The 26414-nt window shown below is 69.8% G+C and carries 23 protein-coding genes; 6 read left to right on the top strand and 17 right to left on the bottom strand.

Going from position 1 to position 26414, the window contains the following annotated elements; all coding sequences use genetic code 11:
- Nucleotides 1-7 precede the first annotated feature (7 nt).
- The 6 genes from ASF40_RS06855 to rplU all read right to left on the bottom strand — a co-directional run bounded on the left by ASF40_RS06855 (nucleotide 8) and on the right by rplU (nucleotide 4581).
- Nucleotides 8-232, bottom strand: a complete 225-nt coding sequence (locus tag ASF40_RS06855) for a hypothetical protein (RefSeq protein ID WP_056367436.1) — start codon at nucleotides 230-232, stop codon at nucleotides 8-10.
- Nucleotides 233-286: 54 nt separating this feature from the next.
- Nucleotides 287-1546 (bottom strand): glutamate-5-semialdehyde dehydrogenase, encoded by a 1260-nt coding sequence (locus ASF40_RS06860; protein WP_056367437.1) that lies wholly within the window; start codon nucleotides 1544-1546, stop codon nucleotides 287-289.
- Nucleotides 1543-2385: a glutamate 5-kinase gene (gene proB, locus ASF40_RS06865; protein WP_056367438.1), complete on the bottom strand. Its 843-nt coding sequence runs from the start codon at nucleotides 2383-2385 to the stop codon at nucleotides 1543-1545. The genes ASF40_RS06860 and proB overlap by 4 nt, the downstream gene beginning before the upstream one ends.
- Nucleotides 2382-3890, bottom strand: a complete 1509-nt coding sequence (obgE, locus tag ASF40_RS06870) for a GTPase ObgE (RefSeq protein WP_056367439.1) — start codon at nucleotides 3888-3890, stop codon at nucleotides 2382-2384. Before obgE ends, proB begins: the two co-directional genes overlap by 4 nt.
- 105 nt (nucleotides 3891-3995) lie before the next feature.
- Nucleotides 3996-4253: a 50S ribosomal protein L27 gene (rpmA, locus tag ASF40_RS06875; protein ID WP_045302739.1), complete on the bottom strand. Its 258-nt coding sequence runs from the start codon at nucleotides 4251-4253 to the stop codon at nucleotides 3996-3998.
- Nucleotides 4254-4272: 19 nt separating this feature from the next.
- The gene (rplU, locus tag ASF40_RS06880; RefSeq protein ID WP_026059456.1) at nucleotides 4273-4581 is read right to left on the bottom strand and encodes a 50S ribosomal protein L21; all 309 of its coding nucleotides are present in this window, start codon (nucleotides 4579-4581) and stop codon (nucleotides 4273-4275) included.
- Nucleotides 4582-4744: 163 nt separating this feature from the next.
- On the opposite strand from rplU, the gene ASF40_RS06885 reads away from it, so the two are divergent.
- The gene (locus tag ASF40_RS06885; protein ID WP_056367440.1) at nucleotides 4745-5011 is read left to right on the top strand and encodes a DUF4031 domain-containing protein; all 267 of its coding nucleotides are present in this window, start codon (nucleotides 4745-4747) and stop codon (nucleotides 5009-5011) included.
- Nucleotide 5012: 1 nt separating this feature from the next.
- Here ASF40_RS06885 and ASF40_RS06890 read toward each other — a convergent pair whose 3' ends face one another.
- Complete coding sequence (locus ASF40_RS06890) at nucleotides 5013-6107, bottom strand: glycosyltransferase (RefSeq protein ID WP_056367441.1); 1095 nt, start codon at nucleotides 6105-6107, stop codon at nucleotides 5013-5015.
- Between the two features lie 102 nt (nucleotides 6108-6209).
- Nucleotides 6210-8621: an Rne/Rng family ribonuclease gene (locus ASF40_RS06895; RefSeq protein WP_056367442.1), complete on the bottom strand. Its 2412-nt coding sequence runs from the start codon at nucleotides 8619-8621 to the stop codon at nucleotides 6210-6212.
- A 344-nt stretch (nucleotides 8622-8965) separates the two neighbouring features.
- Between ASF40_RS06895 and ASF40_RS06900 the strand changes: the two genes are divergently transcribed.
- A complete protein-coding gene (locus tag ASF40_RS06900; protein WP_056367443.1) occupies nucleotides 8966-9589 on the top strand; it encodes a vitamin K epoxide reductase family protein in 624 nt (207 codons plus the stop codon).
- A gap of 36 nt (nucleotides 9590-9625) precedes the next feature.
- Here the strand turns inward: ASF40_RS06900 and ndk are convergent, their stop codons facing one another.
- The 4 genes from ndk to ileS are packed head-to-tail and all read right to left on the bottom strand — an operon-like array spanning nucleotide 9626 to nucleotide 15214.
- Nucleotides 9626-10042 carry a nucleoside-diphosphate kinase gene (gene ndk / locus ASF40_RS06905; protein ID WP_056367444.1) on the bottom strand — a complete coding sequence of 139 codons (417 nt, stop codon included), beginning with the start codon at nucleotides 10040-10042 and terminating at the stop codon, nucleotides 9626-9628.
- 20 nt (nucleotides 10043-10062) lie between these two features.
- Nucleotides 10063-10473 (bottom strand): DUF4233 domain-containing protein, encoded by a 411-nt coding sequence (locus ASF40_RS06910; protein WP_056367445.1) that lies wholly within the window; start codon nucleotides 10471-10473, stop codon nucleotides 10063-10065.
- The gene (locus tag ASF40_RS06915) at nucleotides 10461-11819 is read right to left on the bottom strand and encodes a bifunctional folylpolyglutamate synthase/dihydrofolate synthase (RefSeq protein WP_056367446.1); all 1359 of its coding nucleotides are present in this window, start codon (nucleotides 11817-11819) and stop codon (nucleotides 10461-10463) included. Before ASF40_RS06915 ends, ASF40_RS06910 begins: the two co-directional genes overlap by 13 nt.
- Entirely contained in the window at nucleotides 11816-15214 is a 3399-nt protein-coding gene (gene ileS / locus ASF40_RS06920) for an isoleucine--tRNA ligase (RefSeq protein WP_056367447.1), read from the bottom strand. Before ileS ends, ASF40_RS06915 begins: the two co-directional genes overlap by 4 nt.
- 325 nt (nucleotides 15215-15539) lie before the next feature.
- Between ileS and ASF40_RS06925 the strand changes: the two genes are divergently transcribed.
- From ASF40_RS06925 to ASF40_RS06935, 3 genes are all read left to right on the top strand, one after another.
- Nucleotides 15540-16877 (top strand): MFS transporter, encoded by a 1338-nt coding sequence (locus ASF40_RS06925; RefSeq protein ID WP_235560157.1) that lies wholly within the window; start codon nucleotides 15540-15542, stop codon nucleotides 16875-16877.
- 145 nt (nucleotides 16878-17022) lie between these two features.
- A complete protein-coding gene (gene valS, locus ASF40_RS06930) occupies nucleotides 17023-19638 on the top strand; it encodes a valine--tRNA ligase (RefSeq protein ID WP_056367449.1) in 2616 nt (871 codons plus the stop codon).
- Nucleotide 19639: 1 nt separating this feature from the next.
- Complete coding sequence (locus ASF40_RS06935) at nucleotides 19640-19888, top strand: hypothetical protein (protein ID WP_056367450.1); 249 nt, start codon at nucleotides 19640-19642, stop codon at nucleotides 19886-19888.
- A gap of 11 nt (nucleotides 19889-19899) precedes the next feature.
- On the opposite strand, the gene ASF40_RS06940 is transcribed toward ASF40_RS06935, so the two are convergent.
- From ASF40_RS06940 to ASF40_RS06950, 3 genes are read right to left on the bottom strand one after another with little or no spacing between them, the layout of a single operon-like run.
- Nucleotides 19900-21252 (bottom strand): MFS transporter, encoded by a 1353-nt coding sequence (locus ASF40_RS06940; protein ID WP_056367451.1) that lies wholly within the window; start codon nucleotides 21250-21252, stop codon nucleotides 19900-19902.
- Nucleotides 21249-21479 (bottom strand): hypothetical protein, encoded by a 231-nt coding sequence (locus tag ASF40_RS06945; RefSeq protein WP_056367452.1) that lies wholly within the window; start codon nucleotides 21477-21479, stop codon nucleotides 21249-21251. Before ASF40_RS06945 ends, ASF40_RS06940 begins: the two co-directional genes overlap by 4 nt.
- The gene (locus tag ASF40_RS06950) at nucleotides 21476-22114 is read right to left on the bottom strand and encodes an ArsR/SmtB family transcription factor (protein ID WP_082496912.1); all 639 of its coding nucleotides are present in this window, start codon (nucleotides 22112-22114) and stop codon (nucleotides 21476-21478) included. Before ASF40_RS06950 ends, ASF40_RS06945 begins: the two co-directional genes overlap by 4 nt.
- A gap of 120 nt (nucleotides 22115-22234) precedes the next feature.
- Between ASF40_RS06950 and ASF40_RS06955 the strand changes: the two genes are divergently transcribed.
- Nucleotides 22235-24286: a M3 family metallopeptidase gene (locus ASF40_RS06955; RefSeq protein ID WP_056367453.1), complete on the top strand. Its 2052-nt coding sequence runs from the start codon at nucleotides 22235-22237 to the stop codon at nucleotides 24284-24286.
- A gap of 7 nt (nucleotides 24287-24293) precedes the next feature.
- On the opposite strand, the gene ASF40_RS06960 is transcribed toward ASF40_RS06955, so the two are convergent.
- Both ASF40_RS06960 and ASF40_RS06965 read right to left on the bottom strand, forming a co-directional pair.
- Complete coding sequence (locus tag ASF40_RS06960; protein WP_056367454.1) at nucleotides 24294-25412, bottom strand: epoxide hydrolase family protein; 1119 nt, start codon at nucleotides 25410-25412, stop codon at nucleotides 24294-24296.
- Nucleotides 25413-25422: 10 nt separating this feature from the next.
- A complete protein-coding gene (locus tag ASF40_RS06965) occupies nucleotides 25423-26409 on the bottom strand; it encodes a serine hydrolase domain-containing protein (protein WP_056367455.1) in 987 nt (328 codons plus the stop codon).
- Nucleotides 26410-26414 lie beyond the last annotated feature (5 nt).

The raw sequence follows: 26414 nt of genomic DNA on the forward strand, positions 1-26414 counted from the left end.
AGCAGCCTCAGTGGCCGTGCCCCGCTCGCTGGACGTCGTTCGCGTGGGCCTTGGCGTACGCCTCGGCCTTGTGCGCGTGGCGGTTCGCCACGTTGCGGTACGACAGCGTCACGATCGCCAGCGCGGCGAAGACCACGATCGCGGTGATGCCGTACCCGACGGTCTCGAGGGCGACGTTGCCGTGGTGCTCCGACTCTTCGGCGGCAAAGGCGATGATCGTGGCGAGTGTCATTCGGGCTCCGTTCGGATTCGCCTCTGGGGCGCGGGACGGGACAAGTCTATTCCGTTATGCGCGGACCTGCCCGGCACCCCGCGCGAGCCACTTCGAGCTCGTGAGTTCGGCGAGGCCCATGGGGCCGCGCGCGTGCAGTTTCTGCGTCGAGATGCCGACCTCGGCGCCGAAGCCGAACTCGCCGCCGTCGGTGAACCGGGTCGAGGTGTTGGCCATCACCACGGCTGAGTCGACCTCGGCGAGGAAGCGCGCCTCGTTGGCGGCATCCTGCGTCACGATCGACTCCGTGTGGTGGGTCGAGTACCGGCGGATGTGCGCCAGCGCGTCGTCGAGGTCGTCCACGACACGCATCGCCAGATCGAGGCTCAGGTACTCGGTCGCCCAGTCCTCGTCGGTCGCGGGTGTGACGCCCGCAGCCAGGCGCTCGACGGTCTCGTCGCCGTGGACGGTGACGCCGCTCTGCTGCAGGGCCTCGACGACGGGGCCGACGAGGCGGTCGGCGGCGCCGCGATGCACGAGCACGGTCTCGACCGCGTTGCACACGCTCGGCCGCTGCGTCTTGGCGTTCACCACGATGTCCCGCGCCCAGTCGAGCGGCGCCGTCTCGTCGAGGACGATGTGCACGACGCCCGCGCCCGTCTCGATGACCGGGACCGACGACTCGGTCACGACCGTCTCGATCAGCTGCGCGCTGCCGCGCGGCACGAGGACGTCGACGACGCCACGGGCGTGCATCAGCTCGCGCGCTCCCTCGCGGCCGAACTCGTCCACCGTCTGGATGGCCTCGGGGTCGATCCCTCGGTCTGCCAGTGCGCCGCGCATCGCGCGAACCAGCGCCGCGTTCGTGTGCTCGGCCGCCGTGCCGCCCCGGAGCACGACCGCGTTGCCGGACCGCAGGGCGAGGGCCGCGATGTCGACAGTGACGTTGGGTCGGGCCTCGTAGATCGAGCCCACCACGCCGAAGGGGACGGCGATCTTGGTGAGCGAGACGCCGTTCGCCAGGGTGCGCTCGTCGAGGACCCTGCCCACCGGGTCGGGAAGCGCGGCGATCTCGCGCACCGCCGCGGCCAGGGACGTGACGCGCGGCTCATCGAGCCGCAGTCGATCCTGCAGGGCCGTCGACAGCCCGGTCTCAGCTCCACGCCGGAGGTCATCCGCATTCGCCGCCACGATCTCCGCCGCCGCAGCCTCGATCGCGTCGGCGATCGCGAGGAGCGCATCGCGCTTCGCTTCGTCGCCGAGGAGGCCGATGCTGCGTGCGGCGTCCTTGGCGAGCAGCATCCGTTCGCGTGCCGTCGTGGCGGTGGTGGTCATCCGCCCAGTGTATCGACCGCCGTGCGCACAGGACCGGTCGCGGCGGGCGCTGTGGGCTCGGGGTTGGGCTGGAACCACGTGCCGATCTCGTTGCCCGACAGCGCCTCGCCGACGAGGTCCGCGCTCGTGACGAGGACGCCGATCCCGGATGCTGCGGCCAGCCGCGCCGCGGACACCTTGGTCGCTGCTCCCCCGGTGCCGACGCTGTTGACGACGACCGAGCCGAACTCGAAGCCGTGCAGGTCGTCGCCGTACGTGACGCGCGGGATCGGCCGCGCGCCGGGCTCGTCGGGCGGACGCGTGTAGAGGCACTCGATGTCGCTCAACAGCACCAGGGCGTCGGCGCCGATCAGCTGGGCGACCATAGCCGCGAGCCGGTCGTTGTCGCCGAAGCGGATCTCGTGCGTGGCGACGGTGTCGTTCTCGTTGACGATCGGGAGGATGCGCAGGCCCAGGAGCCGTTCCATGGCGCGGCGCGCGTTGGAGCGGTGAGTCGCGTTCTCGAGGTCGCCCGCGGTGAGCAGCACCTGACCGGCGACGATGCGGAAGGGTCGGAGCGACTCCTGGTACCGGTAGATGAGCACGTTCTGGCCCACCGCGGCCGCCGCCTGCTGGGTGGCGAGGTCGCTCGGACGCTCGTCGAGGAGCAGATACGGCATCCCTGTCGCGATGGCGCCCGATGAGACGAGCACGACCTCGGTGCCGCGCCCGTGGGCGGCTGCGAGGGCGTCGACGATCGGCTTGATCTTGTGGGCGTTGTCGCCGCTGATCGACGAGGATCCGACCTTGACGACGACCCGTCGGGCGAGCGGGAGGTCGCTGCGCTCCCGCGTGCTCACTCCTCGTCCTCCCGGTCGCGGTAGCGCTCGGCGATCCGCTCGGCCTCGAGCTCGGCGCGCGCGTGGGCCTTGGCGTCCATCATGTCGTGGTACCGCTCGCGGCGCTCCGAGGTGGTGCGACGGGTGTCGCGCAGCAGACGCGGGTCGGTGCCGCGCGGGGCGGTCATCAGCTCCGCGTTCGACGAGATCGAGGGCTCCCAATCGAAGACGATGCCATCGCCCTCGCCGATCACGACGGTGGCGCCGGGGGTCGCGCCGGCGCGGAACAGCTCGACTTCGACGCCCAGCTTCTCGAGGCGGTCGCCCAGGTAGCCGACGGCCTCCTCGTTCTGGAAGTCGGTCTGCTGCACCCACTTGAGCGGCTTGTCGCCGAGGATGCGGTAGATGTTGCCGTACGTGCCGCCTTCGACGCGGACCGAGAACTCCTTCTCCGAGCCCTTCGGCCGGATGACGATGCGCTCGGGCGCAGGAGCCGCCGCCTGCTCGGCGCGGTGCTTCGCGACGATGTCGCCGAGTGCGAAGGTGAGCTGACGCAGTCCTTCGTGGCTCACGGTCGAGATCTCGAACACGCGGAACCCGCGGGCCTCCAGGTCGGGGCGGACCAGGTCGGCGAGATCCTTCGCCTCGGGGACGTCGACCTTGTTGAGCGCCACCAGCTGCGGGCGCTCGAGCAGCGGCAGCTGCCCGTCGGGAACAGGGTAGGCGGCGAGCTCGGCGAGGATGACGTCGAGGTCGCTGAGCGGGTCACGGCCGGGCTCGAGCGTCGCGCAGTCGAGGACGTGGACGAGCGCCGTGCACCGCTCGACGTGGCGGAGGAACTCCAGCCCCAGGCCCTTGCCCTCGCTCGCGCCCTCGATGAGCCCCGGCACGTCGGCGACGGTGAAGCGCTGCTCCCCCGCCTGAACGACCCCGAGGTTCGGGTGGAGCGTGGTGAACGGGTACTCGGCGATCTTGGGCCGTGCGGCGGAGATCGCGGCGATGAGGCTCGACTTGCCCGCCGAGGGGAAGCCGACGAGCGCCACGTCGGCGACGGTCTTCAGTTCGAGGAGGACATCGCCCTCCCAGCCGGGGGTGCCGAGCAGTGCGAAGCCCGGCGCCTTGCGCTTGGGGTTGGCGAGCGCGGCGTTGCCGAGCCCGCCGAGACCACCGGGGGCGGCGACGAAGCGCATGCCCGGCTCGATCATGTCGACGATCACGTCGCCGGAGGTGTCCTTCACGACGGTGCCGACGGGCACGGGCAGCTCGAGCGGCTCGCCCGCGGCACCTGATCGGTGGTCGCCCATGCCGAAGCCACCGTTGCCGCTGGAGCGGTGCGGCGAGTGGTGGTAGGACAGCAGCGTCGTGACCTGCGGGTCGGCGACGAGGACGACGTCGCCGCCGTGGCCGCCGTTGCCGCCGTCGGGTCCGGCGAGCGGCTTGAACTTCTCACGCTTGACCGACACGCAGCCGTTGCCGCCCTTGCCGGCACGCAGGTGAAGCGTCACCCGATCGACGAACGTGACCATGCGGTCCCCCTGAGGTCTTGATGCTTCCCGGTGGTCCGGGAAAGGGATAAAGGGAAGGGGCGAGCCGAAGCCCGCCCCTTCCGGAAGTCTGTGAGACTCGCTGGATTACTCCGCGACCGCCACGATGTTGACGACCTTGCGGCCGCCCTTCTGGCCGAACTCGACCGAGCCCGCGGCCAGTGCGAACAGCGTGTCGTCGCCACCGCGGCCGACGTTGGCGCCGGGGTGGAAGTGCGTGCCGCGCTGGCGAACGAGGATCTCGCCGGCGTTCACGGCCTGGCCACCGAAGCGCTTCACGCCGAGGCGCTGAGCGTTGGAGTCACGACCGTTACGGGTGGAGCTTGCGCCCTTTTTGTGTGCCATCTCTGCGTCTCCTGTGGCTTTACTTGATGCCGGTGACCTTGACGCGCGTGAGGTCCTGACGGTGCCCCTGGCGCTTCTTGTAGCCGGTCTTGTTCTTGAACTTCTGGATCACGATCTTGGGGCCGCGCTCCTCGCCGAGCACCTCGGCGGTCACGGTGACCTTCGCGAGCTTGTCGGCGTCGGTCGTGACCGTGTCACCGTCGACGAAGAGCACCGCGGGGAGCTCGATCTTGTCGCCGATCTTCGCGGCCTGACGGTCGAGAACGACGATCGTGCCGACCTCGACCTTCTCCTGCCGGCCGCCGGCGCGCACAACTGCGTAAACCACTTCACACCTGTTTCTTCTGGGAGCGCGCGCACGCACTCGGGGACGTCAACGAAGACTTGGTGCGGATATCTCGACGCACCAAGGGTCTACTTTATCAGATGCCGGAACACTCCGCGAAAGCGCGCCGGGCCGTGTCGCGGGATCAGGTGCGTAGGATCTGGACGTGGCGATCCTCATCGACGATCCTCTGTGGCCGGCGCACGGTCGTCTGTGGGCGCATCTGGTGACCGACACCGACCTCGCGGAGCTTCACGCGTTCGCCGCCGCGAACGGCATCCCTGCGCGCGGCTTCGACCTCGACCACTACGACGTGCCCGAAGAGGCGCACGCGCGTCTGGTGGCGGCCGGCGCGCTGCACGTGAGCGGTCACGATCTGGTGCGGCGCCTCATCGCATCCGGTCTTCGTGTGCGGGGGCGCGACCGCCGCTGACTCACCGGGCCGCCGCCGCCGACAGCTCGAGGACGTCTGCCGCGCGGCCGGGGCCGTCCATGGCACGGATCGCGTCGCCCAGCCGCTGCGCGCGCACGCGGGTGGGACCATCGGCCAGCGTCCGCCGGATCGCGCGCCGGATCGTGGCGGGCTCCGTCCGCCGCGACATCGTCGCTCCCACACCCGCGCGGGCCACGGCGCGGCCGATACGCGGCTGGTCGGAGGTCGGCTCCAGGGGCAGCGTGAGCACCGGCACGCCATGGGCCAACGCGGCCAGAGTGGTGCCGTGTCCGCCGTGACCCACCACGAGGGAGGCCTCCGGGAAGAGCTCGTCGTGCGGCATCCATTCGTGCACTTCGATGCCGCGGGGCACCCGCACCTCCCCTATCGTGACCGCCGGGCCGAGGGTGGCGATCACCCGCAGGTCGAGGCCGTCGACGGCGTCGAGCAGCCGCTGCCAGGTCGCGACGAGCTCGGAGAACCGGAAGGTGCTGAGGCTCAGCACGACCGTCGGCGCGGCGGGCTGTGCGGCGACGGCGCGCGTCATCGCTCCCGTGTACACGACCGCGCCCGGCGTCGCAGCGAGCTCGCGCTGGGAGGGGAACGGGATGTCGAGACCGGGGACGGATGCCACGACGATGGGCATCGCGTGCCGGCGGGGTGTCGCCACGCGGACCCCGCACGGCCAGACCATGGCGCCGAGCACCCGCGATCCCGACGCAAGGAAGTCGTGCATGGTGTGCTCGAGCACGGCGAAGCGCTGGTCCATCCGGTCCAGGACGTCGAGGACGGCGAGCAGCATGCAGTCGACGACCACGACATCGGCCGGGAAGGCGGCCAGCTGCGCGACCGTGTCATCGGCGAGGCCGTGGTCGGTGAACAGCCGGAGCATGCCCGCGGGGCGTGGATCGAGCACGAAGCCGGGTGCGCTCGCGAACGCCGTGAAGGGCAGACCGGCGGCCCGGTAGGCGCTCGCCTGGGAGTCGTGGCCGAGGACGCGGACATCGTGCCCACGCCTCACGAGCGCACGCGCGATGGTGATGGTGGGCATGCGGTTGCCGCCGCCGTCCCACGTCACGAACACGTAGCGCGCCATCGCGCCCCCGATCCCCAGTTCCCGGGATTCACCCTATCGAGGGGGCGTGAGGGCCGACAGAGGGGCGCCGTCCCGGCCTGGGGCCGGGACGGCGCGAGATGCTCAGTCCTCTGACGGCGTGTGGGGAACCGGGGTGCCCGTGAGTGCCGCGGTCGTCACGCGACGACGCGCGCGTCCCTGCCCCGGAGCCTTGGGCTCGGGAAGGGCGTTCAGCACCGAGTCGAGGAGGAGGTCCTTCTCGGTGCGGTTCTCCTTCTTCACGCCGGAATCCTGACGCTTCTTGCGCGGCTTCTTCGGGCGCTCGGCCGGAGCCTGCTCGACGACGGGGGCCGCCTCGACGTGCGGAGCCTCCTCGCTGTGGTGGATCGTGGATGCCGCGATCTGTGCGAGCGCCGACTTCACGCCCTCCGTGATCACGTGCGTGCCGTTCGAGCCGCCGCCGGTCGTGGGCGCCGGCGCGCCGCCCCGCGGGCGACGGCCGGACGACGGCGCACCGCTCGCGGCGGGCACGCGATGCTTGACGACGGGGTCGTGGTGCACGATCAGGCCGCGCCCCGCGCAGACCTCGCACGCCTCGCTGAACGTCTCCAGGAGACCCAGTCCGAGCTTCTTGCGCGTCATCTGCACGAGACCGAGCGAGGTGACCTCGGCGACCTGGTGCTTCGTCCGGTCGCGGCTCAGGCACTCGACGAGACGGCGCAGCACGAGATCACGGTTGGATTCGAGCACCATGTCGATGAAGTCGACGACGATGATCCCGCCGATGTCGCGCAGGCGCAGCTGGCGGACGATCTCCTCCGCGGCCTCGAGGTTGTTCTTCGTGACCGTCTCTTCGAGGTTTCCGCCCGAGCCGACGAACTTGCCGGTGTTGACGTCGACGACGGTCATCGCCTCGGTGCGGTCGATGACCAGCGAGCCGCCGGAGGGCAGCCACACCTTGCGGTCGAGCGCCTTCTCGATCTGCTCGGTGACGCGGAACACGTCGAACGGGTCGTGCTCGCCCTCGTACCGCTCGACGCGCTCGAGGAGGTCGGGCGCCACGGACTCGAGGTACTTCGAGATGGTGTGGTGCGCGTCCTCGCCCTGGATGAGCATCTTCGAGAAGTCCTCGTTGAAGACGTCGCGGACGATCTTGACGAGGAGGTCGGGCTCCGAGTGCAGCAGCGCCGGCGCCTGGATCGTCTCGATCTGCTTCGAGATGTGCTCCCACTGGTTGGTGAGGCGCTGCACATCGCGCGTCAGCTGGTCCTCCGTGGCGCCCTCCGCGGCGGTGCGCACGATCACGCCCGACGACTCGGGGAGCACCTCCTTGAGGATCTTCTTGAGGCGCGCGCGCTCGGTGTCGGGCAGCTTGCGCGAGATGCCGTTCATGTTGCCGCCCGGCACGTACACGAGGTAGCGGCCCGGAAGCGAGATCTGGCTGGTCAGACGCGCGCCCTTGTGCCCGACGGGGTCTTTCGTGACCTGCACCAGCACACGGTCGCCGGTCTTGAGCGCGAGTTCGATGCGGCGCGGCTGGTTGCCGGTCTCGACGGCATCCCAGTCGACTTCGCCCGAGTACAGCACGGCGTTGCGGCCGCGCCCGATGTCGACGAACGCCGCTTCCATGCTGGGCAGGACGTTCTGCACGCGGCCGAGGTACACGTTGCCGATCAGCGACGCGTCCTGGTTGCGCGCGACGTAGTGCTCGACCAGCACGTTGTCTTCAAGCACGGCGATCTGGATGCGGCCGTTGCGCGAGCGCACGATCATGTCGCGGTCGACGGCCTCACGACGGGCGAGGAACTCCGCCTCGGTCACGACCGCACGACGGCGACCTGCCTCGCGGCCGTCACGGCGGCGCTGCTTCTTGGCCTCGAGACGCGTCGAGCCCTTGATGCGCTGCGGCTCGGTGATGAGCTCGACGGCGCGCTGACGCGGCTGCGACGGCTCGGCGGGCGCGGATGCCTCGTCCCGGCCCTCGCCGCGACGACGGCTGCGGCGGCGCGAGGTGCTCGACGACGCTGCGGCCTCGGGCTCCGGCTCGGGCTGCTGACGGCCCGGACGTGCCGGAAGCGGCGCGATCTCGGGCGCATAGAACATGAGCTGCGTCGACACGGCGGACACGAAGACCTCGGGGAGAAGCCCCAGGGTCACCGCGGTCACGGCTTCGGGCTCGGCGGGCGCCTCCGGCTCGGCAGGAACGTCGGCCTCGGCGGACGCCTCGGGGGCGGACGCGGCTTCGGGATCGCCGTCGGCCGGTGCCTCGGCGTCGGCCTCAGCCTCGGCCGCGGGCTCGCCCTCGTGCTCAGGCGCCGCCTCGGCCGCGGGCTCAGCTTCGACCGCCGGCTCGGGCGCCACCTCGGTCGCCTCCGCCGGGCTCTCCTCGGACTCCGCGGAGACCTCGACGGTCTCCTGCGGCTCCTCGACCGGCGAGTCCGCGTCTGCCGCGGGTGTCGCCTCGTCGCCCGCTGTGGTCAGCGGCGCGTCCGGTTCGGTCTGAGAGGTGAATTCTGCATCTGTTCCATCGGCCATCACTGGCGTACTCCTAGCGGGGCGACACCGCGCGTCGCCCGGCGAAATCTCGTGCAGCGCCGCCCATGCCCCTCTGGACGGGGCGGTGCCGCGAACTCACTCGGTCTGCAGCGGTCGTCCGGCGCTAAGCGGATGCTCGCGCTGCCAAGGGCATTCGTCGCCCTGAAGTCTTCTGGTGATGATCGTCACGGCGCGGCCGTGAGTCATCGCCCCCCATTATCGCACTTACACCGCCAGAATGCCCATTCGCCCGACGACCGCGCCTTCCCCACGCCGCAGATCGGCGTTTTGCCACGGCGCGGGGGTGCGGCATCCGTGCAGAACTCGATGCCATAATCCGAGGCATGCCCGAGCAGCAGACCCACACCCGTCCGACCGGACTCGCCGTATGGCTCGTCATCGCGGGTGTGATCGGCTGGTGGGCGGCGTTCTCGCTGACGGTGGAGAAGTTCGAGAAGCTCGCGAACCCCGACGCGATCGCGTCGTGCGACCTGAGTGTGCTGGTGCAGTGCAGCGCCAACCTCGAGTCGTGGCAGGGCAGCGCGTTCGGGTTCCCGAATCCGGTCCTCGGACTCACCGGCTGGGTGGCCCCGATCGTCGTCGGCATGGCGATCCTCGCGCGGGCCCGCTTCGCGCGGTGGTTCTGGTGGTGCTTCTGGGGCGGGATCGCCTTCGCGTTCGGGTTCGTGATCTGGCTCATCAGCCAGAGCATCTACGCGCCCAACCTGCACACGCTGTGCCCGTGGTGCATGGTGACCTGGGCCGTCACGATCCCCACGTTCTACGCGGTGACGCTCCACATGCTCCGCGCCGGCCTCGTTCCGGCATCCGACCGGGTCCGCGACGTCGCCGACCGGCTGATGGTGTGGGTCCCGTTGGCGGCGATCGTGAGCTACGCGATCATCCTGCTGCTGGCGCAGCTCGAAATGAACGCCGTCGTCAACATCTGGCAGACGCTGTTCGGCTGACCCCGCAGGCGCGTCCGGGGCCAGCCGACTGAGCGATCAGCCGAACCAGATCTCGAGCTCGCGCGCGGCGGACTCAGGGCTGTCGGAACCGTGCACGAGGTTCTGCTGCACCTTCAGGCCCCAGTCGCGGCCGAAGTCGCCGCGGACGGTGCCGGGCGCGGCCGTCGTGGGATCGGTCGTGCCTGCGAGCGAGCGGAATCCCTCGATCACGCGGTTGCCGGCGAGCCGGATCGCGACCGACGGGCCCGACATCATGAACTCGAGCAGCGGCTCGTAGAACGGCTTGCCCTCGTGCTCGGCGTAGTGGCGCTCGAGCCTCTCACGGTCGGGCTCGACGAGGCGGATGTCGACGAGGGCGTACCCCTTCGCCTCGATGCGGGCGAGGATCGAGCCGGTGAGGCCGCGAGCGACGCCGTCGGGCTTGACGAGGACGAGGGTCTCTTCGATGGGCATGCGGGACCTTTCGTTGCTGATCAGGCGTGGGGAGGAGGATCCGCCGCGAGGCGCGCGTTGCGCCGGTCGAGAGCGGCCCCCTTGATCGTCGCATACCCGTACATGCCGCCGAAAATGAGCGCGACGATGGCGAGCGCCGGCACGAGGAAGGCGCCGAGCAGCACGACGACCTGCAGCACCCACCCGAGCACGATGCCCCACCGGTAGCGCACGACCCTCGTCGTGAGGATCATCAGCACGGCCAGTCCGGCCCCGGCGACGATGCCCCACCACGGCTCGATCGACGCGGGGAACGCCTTCAGACCGTAAACGGCCAGACCTCCGAGGAAGACGACGATCGACTCGAAGCCGAGCACGATCGTCGCGAGCGACTCCGCCGCACCGCGGGGGCGACGGGCCTTCGGCTGCCTCTCGCCGGTCACGCGTTCCACCCGGCCTTCCAGTCCTCGTCGGCAGCGAGGGCGAGGGCCTCCCCCGCGAGCACGACCGACCCCGCGATCACGACGGCACGTCGATCGGATGCCGCGGCCCACGCCCGCGCCGCCTCCGCGGCATCGGCGAGGTCGCGGTGAACCGAGACGCGCAGATCGTGCGCCTCCGCGAGGTCGGCGATGGCATCCGCGTCCTCCGCCCGCTCCGAGTCGGGGGCGGTGGCGAACACCTGGGCGGCGACGGGTGCGATCTCGGACACGATGCCGGCGGCATCCTTGTCGGAGAGCACACCGAGCACCACACCCCATTCGTCGAAGTCGAACGCCTCGCGCAGCGCGGTGACGAGAGCACGCGCACCGTGCGGATTGTGTGCCGCGTCGACCAGCACGGTCGGTGCGGCACCGACGAGCTGGAGGCGTCCGGGCGAGGTCACTGCGCCGAGGCCTTCCGCCAGCACGTCCCCGGCGATCGGCTGCGACGCACCGCCGACGAGCGACTCCACCGCCGCGATCGCGAGCGCCGCGTTGAAGCCCTGGTGGGCTCCGTAGAGCGGCAGGTACTCGTCCTCGTAGGTGCCGGCGAGGCCGCGCACGCTGATCTGCTGCCCGCCGACCGCGAGGCGCTGCTGGGCGAGTGCGAACTCGGAGCCTTCGAAGGCGATCGAGGCGCCGTGGGCGGCCGCAGCTTCGCGCAGCACCGCCTCGGCGGCGGGATCCTGCCGAGCCGACACCACGGCTGCGCCGTCCTTGATGATGCCTGCCTTGACGCTCGCGATCTCGGCGATCGTGTCGCCGAGCCGGTCCGCGTGGTCGAGGTCGATGGGCGCGAACACCGCGACGTCACCGTCGGCGGTGTTGGTGGAATCCCACGACCCGCCCATGCCGACCTCGAGCACGAGCACGTCGATCGGCGCGTCGGCGAACGCGACGAACGCGAGCACCGTCAGGAGTTCGAAGAACGTGAGGGGTGCATCGTCGCTCGCGGCGAGCTCCGCATCCACCAGCTCCACGAACGGTGCGATCTCGTCCCACGCGTCGGCGATCGCCGCGTCGTCGACCGGCTCGCCGTCGACCATGATGCGCTCGGTGAACCGCTCGAGGTGCGGACTGGTGAACAGGCCCGTGCGCAGGCCGTGTGCGCGCACGAGGGTCTCGATCATGCGGCTGGTCGACGTCTTGCCGTTGGTTCCGGTGACGTGGACGACGCGGTACGTCTTCTGGGGGTCGTCGAGCAGCTCGAGCACGCGCCGCGTGCGCTCTACGCGCGGCTGCACCCACCGCTCTCCCTGGCGCTGCAGCAGCGCCTCGTAGACGGCGTCGGCGCGCTTGCGGCCGCGATCGCTCATGCTGTGGCCTCCGTCCGGCCGACCGAGACGGTGAAGGCGCCGCGGTTGGCATACGTTCCCGCGTCGACCACCGCCTCGAACTCGATGGGTGTCCCGGAGTCACCGGCTGCTGCGAGCTCGGCTGTCCGCGTGCGCACGCTGTGGGCGAGCGCGAGCGTCTCGCCTGCCACGTCGGCGATGTCGAAGGCCGCGGAAACCGCCTCGCCGTCGGCCTCGTCGTCGAACACGAGGCCGAGGCGGATGCGGTCGCTCACATCGAAACCTGCCGCCTTGCGGGTGTCCTGGACGGCGCGGATCACGTCGCGGGCCAGACCTTCCGCCTCGAGCTCGGGCGTCGTCGTCGTGTCGAGCAGGACGAAGCCCTCGCCCGCCAGAAGGGCGATCGCCGTGCCGTCGGCGACGCCGCCGGCCTCGAGCGTGAGGTCGTACTCCCCTGGCTCCAGCGCGATGCCGTCGACGACCACGACACCGTCGCGCTCCTCCCACACGCCCGCCTTCGCGCCCGAGATCACGTGCTGGACCTGCTTGCCCAGGCGTGGACCCGCGGCGCGCGCGTTCACGCTGAGCCGCTTGCTGATGCCGTAGCGCTCCGCGACGTCGTCGCCGAGCTCGATCAGCTCGACCGACTTCACGTTGAGCTCGTCGCGCAGGATGCCGTCGAACTGCGCGAGGGACGCAGCATCTGCAACCGCCACCGTCAGGGTGGGAAGCGGCAGGCGCACGCGACGGCCCTCCTTCTTGCGCAGCCCGTTCGCGACGCTGGTTGCCTCGCGGACGGCGTCCATCGCGGCGCGGATGTCGTCGGCCGCGGGGAAGGCGTCGGCGTCGGGCCAGTCCTGCAGGTGGACGCTGCGTCCGCCGGTGAGGCCCTGCCAGATCTTCTCGGAGACCAGCGGGATGAGCGGCGCCGCGACGCGCGTGAGCGTCTCGAGCACGGTGTAGAGCGTGTCGAACGCCTCGCGGCTCTTGGCGTGATCGGGGCTGCCGTCGGCGGAGACGCCCACCCAGAACCGGTCGCGCGAGCGGCGGATGTACCAGTTCGTCAACGCCTCGGCGAAGTCGCGGACCTTCGCCGCGGCGAGCGTCGAATCGAGCACCTCGAGGTCGGCGGCGACATCGCGCACCAGGTCGCCGGTGAGCGCCAGGATGTAGCGGTCGAGCACATCCGTCGAGTCGGTGCGCCACGACGCCTGGTAGCCCTCGCCACCCGCGCCGCCGGCCGCATTGGCGTACGTCGCGAAGAAATACCACGCGTTCCAGAGCGGCAGCAGGAACTCCCGCACGCCGGCGCGGATGCCCTCCTCGGTCACGACGAGGTTGCCGCCGCGCAGCACGGAGCTCGACATCAGGAACCAGCGCATCGCGTCGGATCCGTCGCGGTCGAACACCTCACTGACGTCGGGGTAGTTGCGCAGCGACTTCGACATCTTGAGCCCGTCGCTGCCCAGGACGATGCCGTGGCACGACACGCCCGTGAACGCCGGGCGGTCGAACAGCGCCGTCGAGAGCACGTGCATCACGTAGAACCAGCCGCGCGTCTGCCCGATGTACTCGACGATGAAGTCGGCCGGCGAGTGCTCGTCGAACCACTGCTGGTTCTCGAACGGGTAGTGCACCTGCGCGTACGGCATCGACCCCGAGTCGAACCACACGTCGAACACGTCCTCGATCCGGCGCATCGTGCTCTTGCCGGTCGGGTCGTCCGGGTTCGGGCGCGTCAGGTCGTCGATGTACGGGCGGTGCAGATCGACCTCGCCGTCCGCGTTCGTCGGGAGACGCCCGAAGTCCCGCTCGAGCTCCTCCAGCGACCCGTAGACGTCGACGCGCGGGTGCTCCGGGTCGTCGCTCTTCCACACCGGGATCGGCGAGCCCCAGTACCGGTTGCGGCTGATCGACCAGTCCCGCGCGCCGTCGAGCCACTTGCCGAACTGGCCGTGCTTGACGTTCTCGGGCACCCACGTGATCTGCTCGTTGCCCGCGAGCATGCGGTCCTTGATGTCGGTGACGCGCACGAACCAGCTCGACACCGCCCGGTAGATGAGGGGGTTCCGGCAGCGCCAGCAGTGCGGGTACGAATGCTCGTAGCTCGCCTCGCGCAGCAGGCGCCCCTCCTGCTTGAGCAGGCGGATGAGCGGACGGTTCGCGTCCATCCACAGCTCGCCGGCGACGTCCGTCACCTGCGGCAGGAAGCGCCCGCCGTCGTCCAGGCTCATGATGAGGGGGATGCCGGCGGCCTCGGTCACGCGCTGGTCGTCCTCACCGAACGCCGGCGCCTGGTGGACGATGCCGGTGCCGTCGCCCGTCGTGACGTAGTCGTCGACGAGCAGGCGCCACGCGCTCTGCGTGCCCCAGATCGAGGCATCCGCGTAGTAGTCGAAGAGGCGGTCGTACGTGACGTTCTCGAGGTCGGCGCCCAGAACCGTCTGCTCCACGGCTTCGCGCGCGGCCTCGACGGAGTCGTACCCGAGGTCCTTCGCGTAGCCCGCGAGCAGATCCTCGGCGAGGAGGTATCGGTGCGCGGTGGCGCCCTCGGGATCGTCCCCCGCCGGGACGTCGGCCGCCCCGTGGGGACCGCCGGGAACGACGGCGTAGCGGATGTCGGGACCCACCGCGAGGGCGAGGTTCGTGGGCAGGGTCCACGGGGTCGTCGTCCACGCGAGCGCACGCACGCCGGTGAGCCCGAGCGCCTCCGCCTTCACACCGGTGAGCGGGAACGTGATGGTGACCGACGGGTCCTGGCGCATCTTGTAGACGTCGTCGTCCATGCGCAGCTCGTGGGCCGAGAGCGGCGTCTCATCGCGCCAGCAGTACGGCAGCACGCGGTGCCCCTCGTAGGCGAGGCCCTTGTCGTAGATCGTCTTGAACGCCCACAGCACGGATTCCATGTATGTGAGGTCGAGCGTCTTGTACCCGCGCTCGAAGTCGACCCAGCGCGCCTGGCGGGTGACGTAGTCCTCCCACTCCCTGGTGTACGCCAGCACCGACTCGCGCGACTTGGCGTTGAACGTGGCGATTCCCATCGCCTCGATCTCGCTCTTCTCCGTGATGCCGAGCTGCTTCATCGCCTCGAGCTCGGCCGGGAGGCCGTGGGTGTCCCAGCCGAAGACGCGATCGACCTTCTTGCCGCGCATCGTCTGGAAGCGCGGGAAGACGTCCTTCGCGTAGCCGGTCAGGAGGTGGCCGTAGTGCGGCACCCCGTTGGCGAAGGGCGGGCCGTCGTAGAAGACCCACTCCTCGGCGCCATCGCGCTGGTCGATGGACGCGCGGAAGGTGTGGTCGGCCTCCCAGAACGCGAGCGTCTGCTGCTCGATCTCGGGGAAGCGGGGGCTCGGAACGACGGCGGCCGGCGCGGCGTCGGCCGCGGGCCCGAAGGCGGAGGGGCGGGGGTAGGTCATCTTCTCTCGCAGGTGCTCGCTCGTGTGCTTCCTGCGGGGACGACACTGCCTGGATCCCTGACCAGACGTACCGCGGTACCACCCTGCATTGACGCTCGGGCCCTTCGACAGGCTCAGGGACCGAGACGCCCTCTCTCACAGCGGCTATGACGGGCCTGACCCGCTCGGTTCTACTGGGGGCGCCACGTGCGTGGGGTCCTGTTCTTCCGAGAGCTCCCCGGTGATGGCCGGATCCGCGCTGGTCCGACGAGTCTACCGTGGCTGTGCAAGAGGGAATGCGGCACCCGCCGTCGGGGTTTCTGGACTCGTGCCAAGATTGACGCCCGTGACCGCAGCAGCACCCGAACCCGCGCTCGCCCTCGAGACCGCCCCGACGCGTCGCGTCGCGTGGGCGTCGATGGTGGGCACCTCCTTCGAGTCCTTCGATTTCTACCTCTTCGCCTACTTCTCGGCGTTCTTCGTCGGCCCTCTGTTCTTCAACCCGCTGGGTGAGTTCGGCGCGACCAGCGCGGCCTTCCTCACCATCGCCCTCGCGTTCGTCGTGCGCCCGATCGGTGCGGTGATCTTCGGCTACATGGGCGACCGGCTCGGCCGCCGCGCAACCCTGCTGTGGACCGTCGCCATCATGGGTGTCGCGACCGGCGGCATCGGCCTTCTCCCCACCTATGCGCAGGCGGGCTGGCTGGGCGCCGTCCTTCTGATCCTCCTCCGCATCGTGCAGGGCCTGTCGCTCGGCGGGGAGTGGGGCGGCTCGATCCTCATCGCCACCGAGAACTCCGGACCCGTTAAGCGCGCCTTCTACGCCGCGGTCCCCCAGCTCGGATCGCCCGTCGGCTCGATCCTGTCCGCGACGGTGTTCCTCGTGCTGACGGCAGTCCTCCCGGCGGAGCAGATCGCGCAGTGGGGCTGGCGCATCCCGTTCCTCCTCGCCATCCCGCTGCTGCTGGTGTCGCTGTACCTGCGGTGGTCGATCACCGAGACACCGGTGTTCGAGCGCGTCGTCGCCGAGGGGCGCCGCGACCGCGTCCCCTTCCTCACGATGTTCGCGAAGCGCCCCGGCGCCATGGCCATCGCCATCGGCGCCGCCCTCCTCGGTATCGGGTCGTACTCGCTGATGAACACGTACACCGTCAACTACGGCGTGGACCAGCTGGGCTTCAGCTTCCAGGACCTGCTTATCGCGACCACGATCGGCGGCCTGCTGCAGCTCGTCACCATCCCGCTGTTCGGCGCATGGGCCAGCCGTGTCGGCTCCGCGAACGTCGTCGCGTGGGGCGCCCTGGGCACACTCCTCATCACGTTCCCGATGTACTTCCTCCTCCAGTTCGCGACCTTCCCGATCCTCATCGCGACGATGCTCGTCGGCGGCATCCTGCCGACGATGGCCTGGGCCGCGCTCGGGGGTCTCATGAACGACCTCTTCCCCGATCGCTTCCGCTACTCGGCGCTGTCGTTCGCGTACGCCCTGGCGGCGACGATCAGCGGCTTCGTGCCCTACCTCACGTTCGAGCTCGGCGTGGCCACGGGCTTCGCGTGGTGGCATCCCGGGGTGATCCTCGCCATCATGTCGGTCATCACCCTCGTCTCCGCGTGGCTGGCCTCCCGCCGCAGCGTCGAGCCCGAGCTCGCGAGCGACCCGGCGACCGCGACGACTGGCGCCTGAGCGAAGACAGCTGGAAGCGAGCGGATGCCGGAACCCCGGCGTCCGCTCGCTTCTGCCGGTGCACGGGTACCCGGGTAGAATCGAGCGACATCCCACACTCAGGCACGCTCACACAGTGCCGCACATATCGCCTCGAGGAGACGCCATGACCGACGCCCGCCCCGCACAGGGTCAGATTCCGGACAAGCCCGCGCTGGAGGGCCTCGAGGAGAAGTGGGATGCTGCCTGGTCCGGGCAGGGCACGTACCTGTTCGACCGCGCTCGTGCCGCACAGGTCGGTCGCGCCGGGGTGTACTCGGTCGACACTCCCCCGCCCACGGCGTCCGGGAGCCTGCACATCGGGCACGTGTTCTCGTTCACGCACACCGACCTCAAGGTTCGGTACGAGCGCATGCGCGGGAAGACGGTGTTCTACCCGATGGGCTGGGACGACAACGGGCTCCCCACCGAGCGCCGCGTGCAGAACTACTACGGCGTGCGCTGCGACCCGTCGCTGCCGTACGACGCCGACTTCACGCCGCCGTTCGAGGGCGGCGACAACAAGTCGAGCCGCGCCGCCGACCAGGTGCCCATCAGCCGCCGCAACTTCATCGAGCTGTGCGAGAAGCTCACCGTCGAGGACGAGAAGCAGTTCGAGGCGCTCTTCCGCCAGTTGGGCCTCAGCGTCGACTGGACCCAGACCTACCGCACCATCTCCGACGACACGATCCGCACGAGCCAGCGCGCGTTCCTGCGCAACCTCGAGCGCGGCGAGGCGTACCAGGACCTCGCGCCGACGATGTGGGACATCGACTTCCGCACCGCCGTGGCCCAGGCAGAGCTCGAGGACCGCGAACAGCAGGCGTCGTTCCACACCATCGACTTCCCGTTCGCGGACGGCTCCGGCGCGATCACGATCGAGACCACTCGTCCCGAGCTGCTTCCCGCGTGCGTCGCGATCGTCACCCATCCCGAGGGTCCCCACAAGCACCTCATCGGCACGAAGGTTCGCAGCCCCTTCTTCGGCGCCGACATCGAGATCCACGGCCACCACCTCGCGCAGCCCGACAAGGGCACGGGCGCGGCGATGGTCTGCACCTTCGGCGACGTGACCGACATCGTGTGGTGGCGGGAGCTGCGCACCACCGACGGCCGCCACCTGCCGAACATGACCACGATCGGACTCGACGGGCGCTTCCTGCCCCAGGCGCCTTCGATCGTCGCGAACGCGGAGGCGAGCGCGTGGTACGAGGTGGAGATGGCAGGCAAGACGGTCTTCTCCGCCCGCAAGGCCCTGGTCGAGAAGCTGCAGGAGACCGGCGACATCACCGCCGTCGGCAAGCCGTTCAGCCACGCGGTGAAGTTCTTCGAGAAGGGCGACCGTCCGCTGGAGATCGTCTCGACACGCCAGTGGTACATCCGCAACGGCGCGCGCGACGCCGAGCTGCGCGACAAGCTCATCGCACTCGGACAGCAGATGTCGTGGCATCCCGATTTCATGCGGGTCCGCTACGAGAACTGGACCAAGGGTCTCACCGGCGACTGGCTCGTGTCGCGCCAGCGCTTCTTCGGCGTTCCGATCCCGCTGTGGTACGGGCTCGACGAGAACGGCGAGCGCGACTACGACCGCGTGCTCACCCCTGACCTGGCGTCCCTTCCCGTCGATCCGTCGACCGACGTCCCTCCCGGCTACAGCGCCGACCAGCGCGGCGTCGCGGGTGGCTTCGAGGGCGAGAACGACATCTTCGACACGTGGGCGACGTCGTCGCTCACGCCGCAGCTCGCGGGCGGCTGGGATCGCGATCCTGAGCTCTGGAGCCTCGTGGCACCGTTCGACGTGCGCCCGCAGGGTCAGGACATCATCCGCACGTGGCTGTTCTCGACCATGCTGCGCAGCGCCCTCGAGGACGACCGCGCGCCCTGGTCGGATGCCGCCATCTCCGGCTTCATCGTCGACCCCGACCGCAAGAAGATGTCGAAGTCGAAGGGCAACGTCGTCACGCCCGCTGACATCCTGGCGCAGCACGGCTCGGACGCGGTGCGGTACTGGGCGGCCTCGAGCCGTCTGGGCACCGACGCGGCGTTCGACCCGCAGAACCCGACGCAGATCAAGATCGGCCGCCGCCTCGCGATCAAGGTTCTCAACGCCGCGAAGTTCGTGCTGTCGTTCCCGGTGCCGGAGGGTGCCGAGGTGACCCACGCCCTCGACGCATCGATGCTCGCAACGCTCCACGGCGTCGTGCGCGACGCCACGAAGGCGCTCGAGAACTACGACCACGCGCGTGCGCTCGAGGTGACCGAGTCGTTCTTCTGGACGTTCTGCGACGACTACCTCGAGCTCGTCAAGGAGCGCGCGTACAACCAGACCGACGCCGGTCAGGCCTCCGCCGCACTCGCGCTGCGCCTGGCGATGTCGGCGCTGCTGCGGCTCCTCGCCCCTGTGCTGGCGTTCGCGGCCGAAGAGGCCTGGTCATGGTTCAACGACGGTTCGGTGCACACCGCAGACTGGCCCGTGGCGCCTGAGGAGGAGTGGGGCGACCCCGCCGTGCTGACCGCCGCGAGCGCGGCGCTCATCGGCATCCGCCGCGCGAAGACCGAGGCGAAGGCCTCGCAGAAGACCGCGGTCGCCCGTGCCGTCCTCGCCGGACCGGCCGCCGCGCTCGACGCGCTGCAGCTCGCGGAGGGCGACCTCAAGGCGGTCGGCCGGATCGCCGAGATCGAGTACGCCGACGCCGATGCCGTCTCCGTCACGGAGATCGAGCTCGCCCCTCAGGAGGTCTGACATGCAGCTCGGAACACGCTGGACCTCGGGCGACGAACCGCCGAAGGCCGTCCCGGCCGCGCTGGTGCGCGGCATCCGTTCCGTCGACGAGACGATCCCCGCCGACCAGCTGGGTCAGCCGCGTCCGCGCTGGACGCTCACGTGGCTGGAGGGCAAGCCGATCGCGGAGCTCGACACCGGCGTGATCGTGTCGCTGGACGCCGACGGCGAAGCCGTCGTCCGGCATGATCCGGACGACGGCTTCGCGTAAGCCTCAGCGGCTCATTCCTCCGGTGCGTCGTGATGCGACGCCGAGAGGAGCAGCCGGACGGCGAACAGGGTCGCGACGAGAGTCACTCCCGCGGCGATGAGGAACGGCAGCCGCAGATCGATGCGGGCGACCCAACCGCCCAGAAGCGTCGCGAACGGGAAGATGCCCCACGTGAAGGTGCGGGTGATTCCCAGCACGCGACCGAAGATGTGACCCGGCACGATCGTCTGGCGCAGCGCCCCCCACGGCACGTTCCACACGGAGACGGCTGCGGCCATGAGGCCGTACGCGATGGTTCCCGTGATCGCCTCGGGCGCCGCCCACACCGCAGCGAGGCTGATGGCCGCGACGACGTTGGCGCCGAGCATCACCGGGCCGCGGCCGAACTTCGCGACGAGCGACGAAGCCACCAGCGACCCCGCGAGTCCCCCGAGCCCGATCCCGGCGGTGACGACGCCGATTGCGGCCGCAGGCACGTGCTGCACGTCGAGGAAGTACAGGTACACGGGTGCCTGGGCGAACGCGAAGGCCGAACCGACGATCGAGGTGAAGATCACCATCGAGCGCAGGAACCGGTGGTTCCAGAGGTACACGAATGCGTCGCGAGCCGAGACGTTCGAAGAAACAGGGGCAGCAGCATCCGTCTCCGCAGCCTCTTCGGAGGCCGCCAGCGGGTCGCCGGCTGCGACCGCCGCCTCAGCCCGCACGGACGTGGCGCGCGCATCGCGCAGCGGACGAGCGGCTGAGAGCGGAAGCATCACCGCGAGCACGATCGGGATGAGGTAGCCCGCAGCGCCCACCCACAGCGGCAGCGCGAGGGAGATCGCGAACAGCACGCCGCCGATCGGCGATGAGATGAAGCTGTCGATCGTGATCTGCGCGGCCTGCATCCAGCCGTTCGCGCGATCCAGTGCCGGCCGCTTGACGACCGCCGGCATGATCGCGTTCGTCGCGTTGTCGAACAGCGTCTCGCCGAGACCGAAGACGAGCACGCCGGCGAACAGCCACCAGATGTCGAGCGCCCCCGAGACGGTGAGCACAGCGAGCCCGACCGCAGCGAGTCCACGGATGCCGTTGGCGATGGCCATGATCCAGCGGCGGTCGAACCGGTCGACGAGCATGCCGGCGGGCAGGCCGAAGACGAGCCACGGGAGGAACGCGAGCGCGGTGATCGCCGAAATGGCGAGCGGGTCTCGGGTCAGGGTGGTGGCGATGAGCGGGACCGCCACGCGACCGAGGCCGTCCGCGAGGTTGCTGAACGCGGCTGCGGTCCACAGCTTTCCGAAATCGCGGCCGAGCGGGACCCCGCGTGCCCGCCCGGCCGACGATCCGGTCCGCTCTGCCGTGTCGACGCTGTCGCTCATCGCGGCAGCAGCCCCATCGCGGCGTGGGCCTCGGCTTCACGTCGAGCCCCGATCGCGGCGGCCTGTGCGGTCAGTGCGCGACGCTCTTCGGCGTCGTCTCGCTTCTCGACGCGTGCGACGACATACGCGTCGAGAGCGGATGCTGCGCGCAGCAGCGCGCGGTCGAATCGGGTGGCGGATGCCCGGAACCCACGTGCCGCGAGTTCGTCTGCCGTGATGGCGGTCATGACTGTCCTCCTATTTGCGGGAGCGGGAACAGGTCGGCCCGGATGGTGACGGGGCGGACGTTCTCGCCTGTCTGATTGCGGTAGTTGTCGACGGTCTCGTCGATGAGCGCCATGATCTTGAGCGCGAGGTCTTTGCTCTGCTCGGGGGTGAGACGCGCGGTCGCGGTGGAGATCAGCGTGCCGTCCTGCCACATCTGGTCCTCACCGCCGATCCCGCGGTTGACGAAGTCGAGCAGCTGGTCGTTGCGGTTGCGCAGGAACTCGTTCATCACGACCTGCGTCGCCGCACGACCGGCGGGCGTCGCCATCGCATCCGGGTTGGCGAACGACACGCCACCGACGGGACGCTCCCACCACCGCTCGCGGCCGGTGCCGCGGTCTTCGGCCTCCCGGATGAGGTCTTGCTTGGCGAGCGCGCGGAGGTGATAGCTCGTCGACCCGCTGGACTCCCCCAGCCGCTCCGCCAGAGAGCTCGCCGTCTGCGGGCCGTACTGGCTGAGGATGTCGTAGATCTTCACGCGCAACGGGTGCGCCAGAGCGCGGAGCGCCCCGGAGTCGAGGACGCGATCCTGGTTGTGTCGCTCCTCGGTGCGGGCGGCGGCATCCGCAGTCTCGGGTGTCTCGTTCTCTGCCATGACCTCAGATTAGCGATGCAAAGAGTTCTTTGCAAGTACTTCTTTGCAATGAATCGTTTGCAAGTGGATCTTTGCAAAAGAGTCGCGGCATAGCCGGTCCGCGTGACTAGGCTGGACGCCATGCCGAACGAGAACCCGCTCCTGTCTCCCAGCACGCTGCCGTATGGACTGCCCCGGTACGCGGTCATCCGCCCTGAGCACTACCTGCCGGCGTTCGAGCAGGCGTTCGCGGATCACACCCGCGAGGTGGCGGCGATCACGCGCGTGCGCTCGATGCCGACGTTCGAGAACACACTGGTGCCGCTGGAAGAGAGCGGACGTCTTCTGGGTGACGTCGCCCGCACGTTCTACACCGTGTCTTCGGCCGACGCGACGCCCGAGATCCAGGAGATCGAGGAACAGCTCGCGCCCCTCATGTCGGCGCACCAGGACTCGATCCAGCTCGACTCGGACCTGTTCTGGCGCATCAGGACGATCCACGAACAGCTCGATGAGCTCGATCTGTCGCCCGAGCAGCGGTACCTCGTGGAGCGCCACCACACCGAGATGGCGCACGCCGGCGCGGGACTGGACGACACGGCGAAGCAGCGTCTCACGGAGCTGAATCAGCGGCTTTCGACCCTGACGACACAGTTCGAGAAGAACCTCCTTGCCGACACCAACGACCTCGCGATCGTGTTCGACGACGCGTCCGAACTCGACGGGCTCTCGGAGGGCGAGCTGTCGGCAGCGGCGCAGGCCGCCGCGGACCGCGGACTCGATGGGAAGTGGGTCGTGACCCTGACGCTCTTCACGGGGCATCCTTACCTGTCGAGCCTGACGGACCGCGGATCCCGTGCGCGCCTGCTCGCGGCATCACGCTCCCGGGGCTCGCGCGGCAACGAGCACGACAACCGTGCCACCCTGCTCGAGATCGTCCGCCTCCGCGCCGAGCGGGCGGCCCTGCTCGGCTACGACTCTCACGCGTCGTACATCACGTCGGACGAGACCGCCGGCTCCCCCGCGGCGGTCCACGACCTCCTGCGCCAGCTCGCCGCACCCGCCGCACGCAACGCCCGGCGCGAGCAGGCCAAGCTGCAGGCCATCGTCGACGCCGAGCCGGAGCCGTTCCCGCTGGAGGCGCAGGACTGGGCGTTCTACACCGAGAAGGTGCGCGCGGCCGAGTACGACCTCGACCGCGCCGCGCTGCGGCCGTGGTTCGAGGCGGAGCGGGTGCTCCAGGACGGCGTCTTCCGGGCCGCCACCGATCTGTACGGCATCACGTTCGCCGAGCGCCCAGACCTCGCCGGCTATCACCCCGACACCCGCGTGTTCGAGATCCACAACGCCGACGGATCGACGCTCGGGCTGTACATCCTCGATCTGTACACGCGTGACACCAAGCGCGGCGGCGCATGGATGAACTCGATCGTGCTGCAGTCGCGGCTGCGCGGCACGCAGCCGATCGTGGTCAACAACCTGAACGTGCCGAAGCCCGCCGAAGGGCGGCCCACGCTGCTCAGCCTCGACGAGGTGACCACGCTGTTCCACGAGTTCGGACACGCCCTGCACGGACTGTTCGCGACCGTGACGTACCCGCACTTCGCCGGCACCAACGTCTACCGCGACTTCGTCGAGTTCCCGAGCCAGGTCAACGAGATGTGGATCTACTGGCCCGAGATCCTCGCCTCGTATGCCCGCCACATCGACACCGACGAGCCGCTGCCCGCCGAGATCGTCGAGAAGCTGCATGCGTCGGAGGCGTTCAACCAGGGCTTCGCGACGAGCGAGTACCTCGCGGCGGCATGGCTCGACCAGGCGTGGCACTCGCTGTCGGTCGATGGCGCCGCGGCGGACATCGACGTCGCGGACTTCGAGGCGGCCGCACTCGCCGACATCGGGCTCGACAACGCGGTCGTGCCGACCCGCTACTCGTCGACGTACTTCGCCCACGTCTTCTCGGGCGGTTACAGCGCCGGCTACTACTCGTACATCTGGAGCGAGGTGCTCGACGCCGACACAGTGGAATGGTTCCGCGAGAACGGCGGCCTCCGTCGCGAGAACGGCGATCGCTTCCGCGGCCGGCTGCTGGGGGTGGGCGGTTCGAAGGACCCGCTCGAGGCCTACCGCGACTTCCGAGGCCGCGACGCCGAGATCCAGCCGCTGCTCGAACGCCGCGGACTGGCAGGGTAGCCGACGCTCACAGCAGGTCGAGTCCGCGGGCGAACTCGCGCACCCGCTCGGCCATCACGGCGGGCACCTCGGCGATCGCGAAGTGCCCGCCCTCGTCGAGCCGCTCGAATGCGCGCAGGTCGCGGTAGAAGCGTCGCGCCAGCGATTCGGGATAGTCGCCTTCGTGGCGCTGGATGTGTACGGATGCCGGAACCCCGACGGGCGGCATCTCGTCGGGCTGGTCGGCGCCCTCGTAATACGGCCGGAACGATGTGCCGATGCTCTGGGTCGTCCAGTAGATCATCGCCTCGGTCAGGATGCGGTCGCGAGAGATCCGTCGCTCGACCGCGCGCGGGTCCGCTTGTGGAGTGTCGCTCCACTCCACGAGCTTCTCGGTCAGCCAGGCGAGCAGACCCGCCGGTGAGTCGTTGAGGGCGGCCGCGAGCGTATCGGGCCGGGTCGCCTGCACGTGCCCGTAGGCGCCGTTGGTGCCACCCCATTGCTCGAGGCGCGTGAAGAAGGCGACCTCGTCAGGGGCGGTGAGCAGCTCGCGCTCGGCCATGGCGGGGAAGTGCGAGTGGGTGACGACGACACCCGACACCGCCTCCGGGTACGATCCCGCGATCAGGTCGTTGACGTTAGCCGACACATCCTCGCCGTAGGTCAGGTAGGTCCGATAGCCGAGCACGTCGGTCATGAGGACATGCATCGTCGCGGCGAGCCGGGTCTCGGTCATCGGGCCTTCGGCGTAGGCGGACGAGTACGCGAAGCCGGGGAAGCTCGGCACCACGACGTGGAAGTCCGGCAGCAGATCCGCGAAGTCGAGCTGCAGCGCGAACGTGTGCGGCCAGCCGTGCATCACCAGGAGCGCGGGCGCGTCGTCACGCGCGGAGCGCAGATGCGCGAAATGGATCGTCGTGTCGCCGACGTCGGCGAGGAACTGCGCATGCGCGTTCAGCCACGCCTCGCGCGCCCGCCAGTCCCAGTCGCGCCACGCCGCGACGAGGGTGGCGAGATAGCCGGCGTTCATGCCCGAGGGCGGTCGCCGCGGCGATTCAGGAAGAGGCCGGAAGCGCTCGAGGCGGTCCTGCAGATCGGCGAGTGCGGCGTCGGGCACGTGGATCGAGAAGGGGCGAACGGTCGGCATGGGCCGAAAGCTACCCGGCCCTTCCGACACCGCCTGCCCGGATCGCGCCCATCAGCTCGCGGACGCGCACGAAGGTCGGCACCTCGACGTTCGCGAGGCCGGTGACGGTGGTCGCCGTCGGCGGATGGTGCCGGCTCACCGCCACTACGCCGTGGTCACCGCCTGAGATGACGAGATCCTCGCCATCGAGCCACACGCCGCGGCCGTAGCCGAGGTCGTCGCCCGCGTCGGCGGTCACCCGCTCGGTGAGCAGCGCCACAAGCGAGGGAGCGATGATGCGCCCTGCCAGGAGCGCCGGCCAGAACCGGTGGAGATCGCCCACAGTGGAGTGCGCTCCCCCGTCGCCGGACCCGACGACCGGCAGTTCGAACACGTTGGTGCGGCCGTCATCCTTATAGCCGGTCGCGGTGCCCGGCGGGAGCAGATCGGAGCGGGGAAAGCCTGTTGATGTCATGCCGGCGGGCTCGAACACACGTGCCCGCACGAGGTCGGCGAACGGGGTGCCCGAGACGCGCTCGGCGATGATCGCGAGCACGACATAGCCGCCGTTGCAGTATGAGAACCGTTCGCCCGCGCGGAACTTCGTCGGAAAGCCCTCGAGCATCGGCAGATAGGCGGGTGTGGAGTCCAGGCTCTGCACCGGCACGCTGAGGGGCGCCAGCGCATCCACCTCCTCGTCGAGATAGTCCCCGATTCCCGACGTATGGCTCAGCAGGTGGTCGATCGTGACGTCGTCGGCGATGAGCGGCAGGTCGTCCTGGAGGATCTCACGCGCGGGGCTGTCCTGCCGCAGCAGACCGTCGCCGATGAGCGAGAGCGTGGCGACCGCGGTGAAGGTCTTCGTTCCGCTCGCGAGCCCGAATCGCGTCGCGGGGGTGTTCGGCGCACCCGCCGTGCGGTCGGCGAGCCCGACAGCCCACTCCCCCAGCACGTCGTCACCACGACGCGCGCTGATGACGCCGCAGAAGCCCTCGAGGTCCGGTACGACATCGCCCATGCGTG

The organism is Microbacterium sp. Leaf288, assembly GCF_001422925.1.
GTDB lineage: Bacteria > Actinomycetota > Actinomycetes > Actinomycetales > Microbacteriaceae > Microbacterium.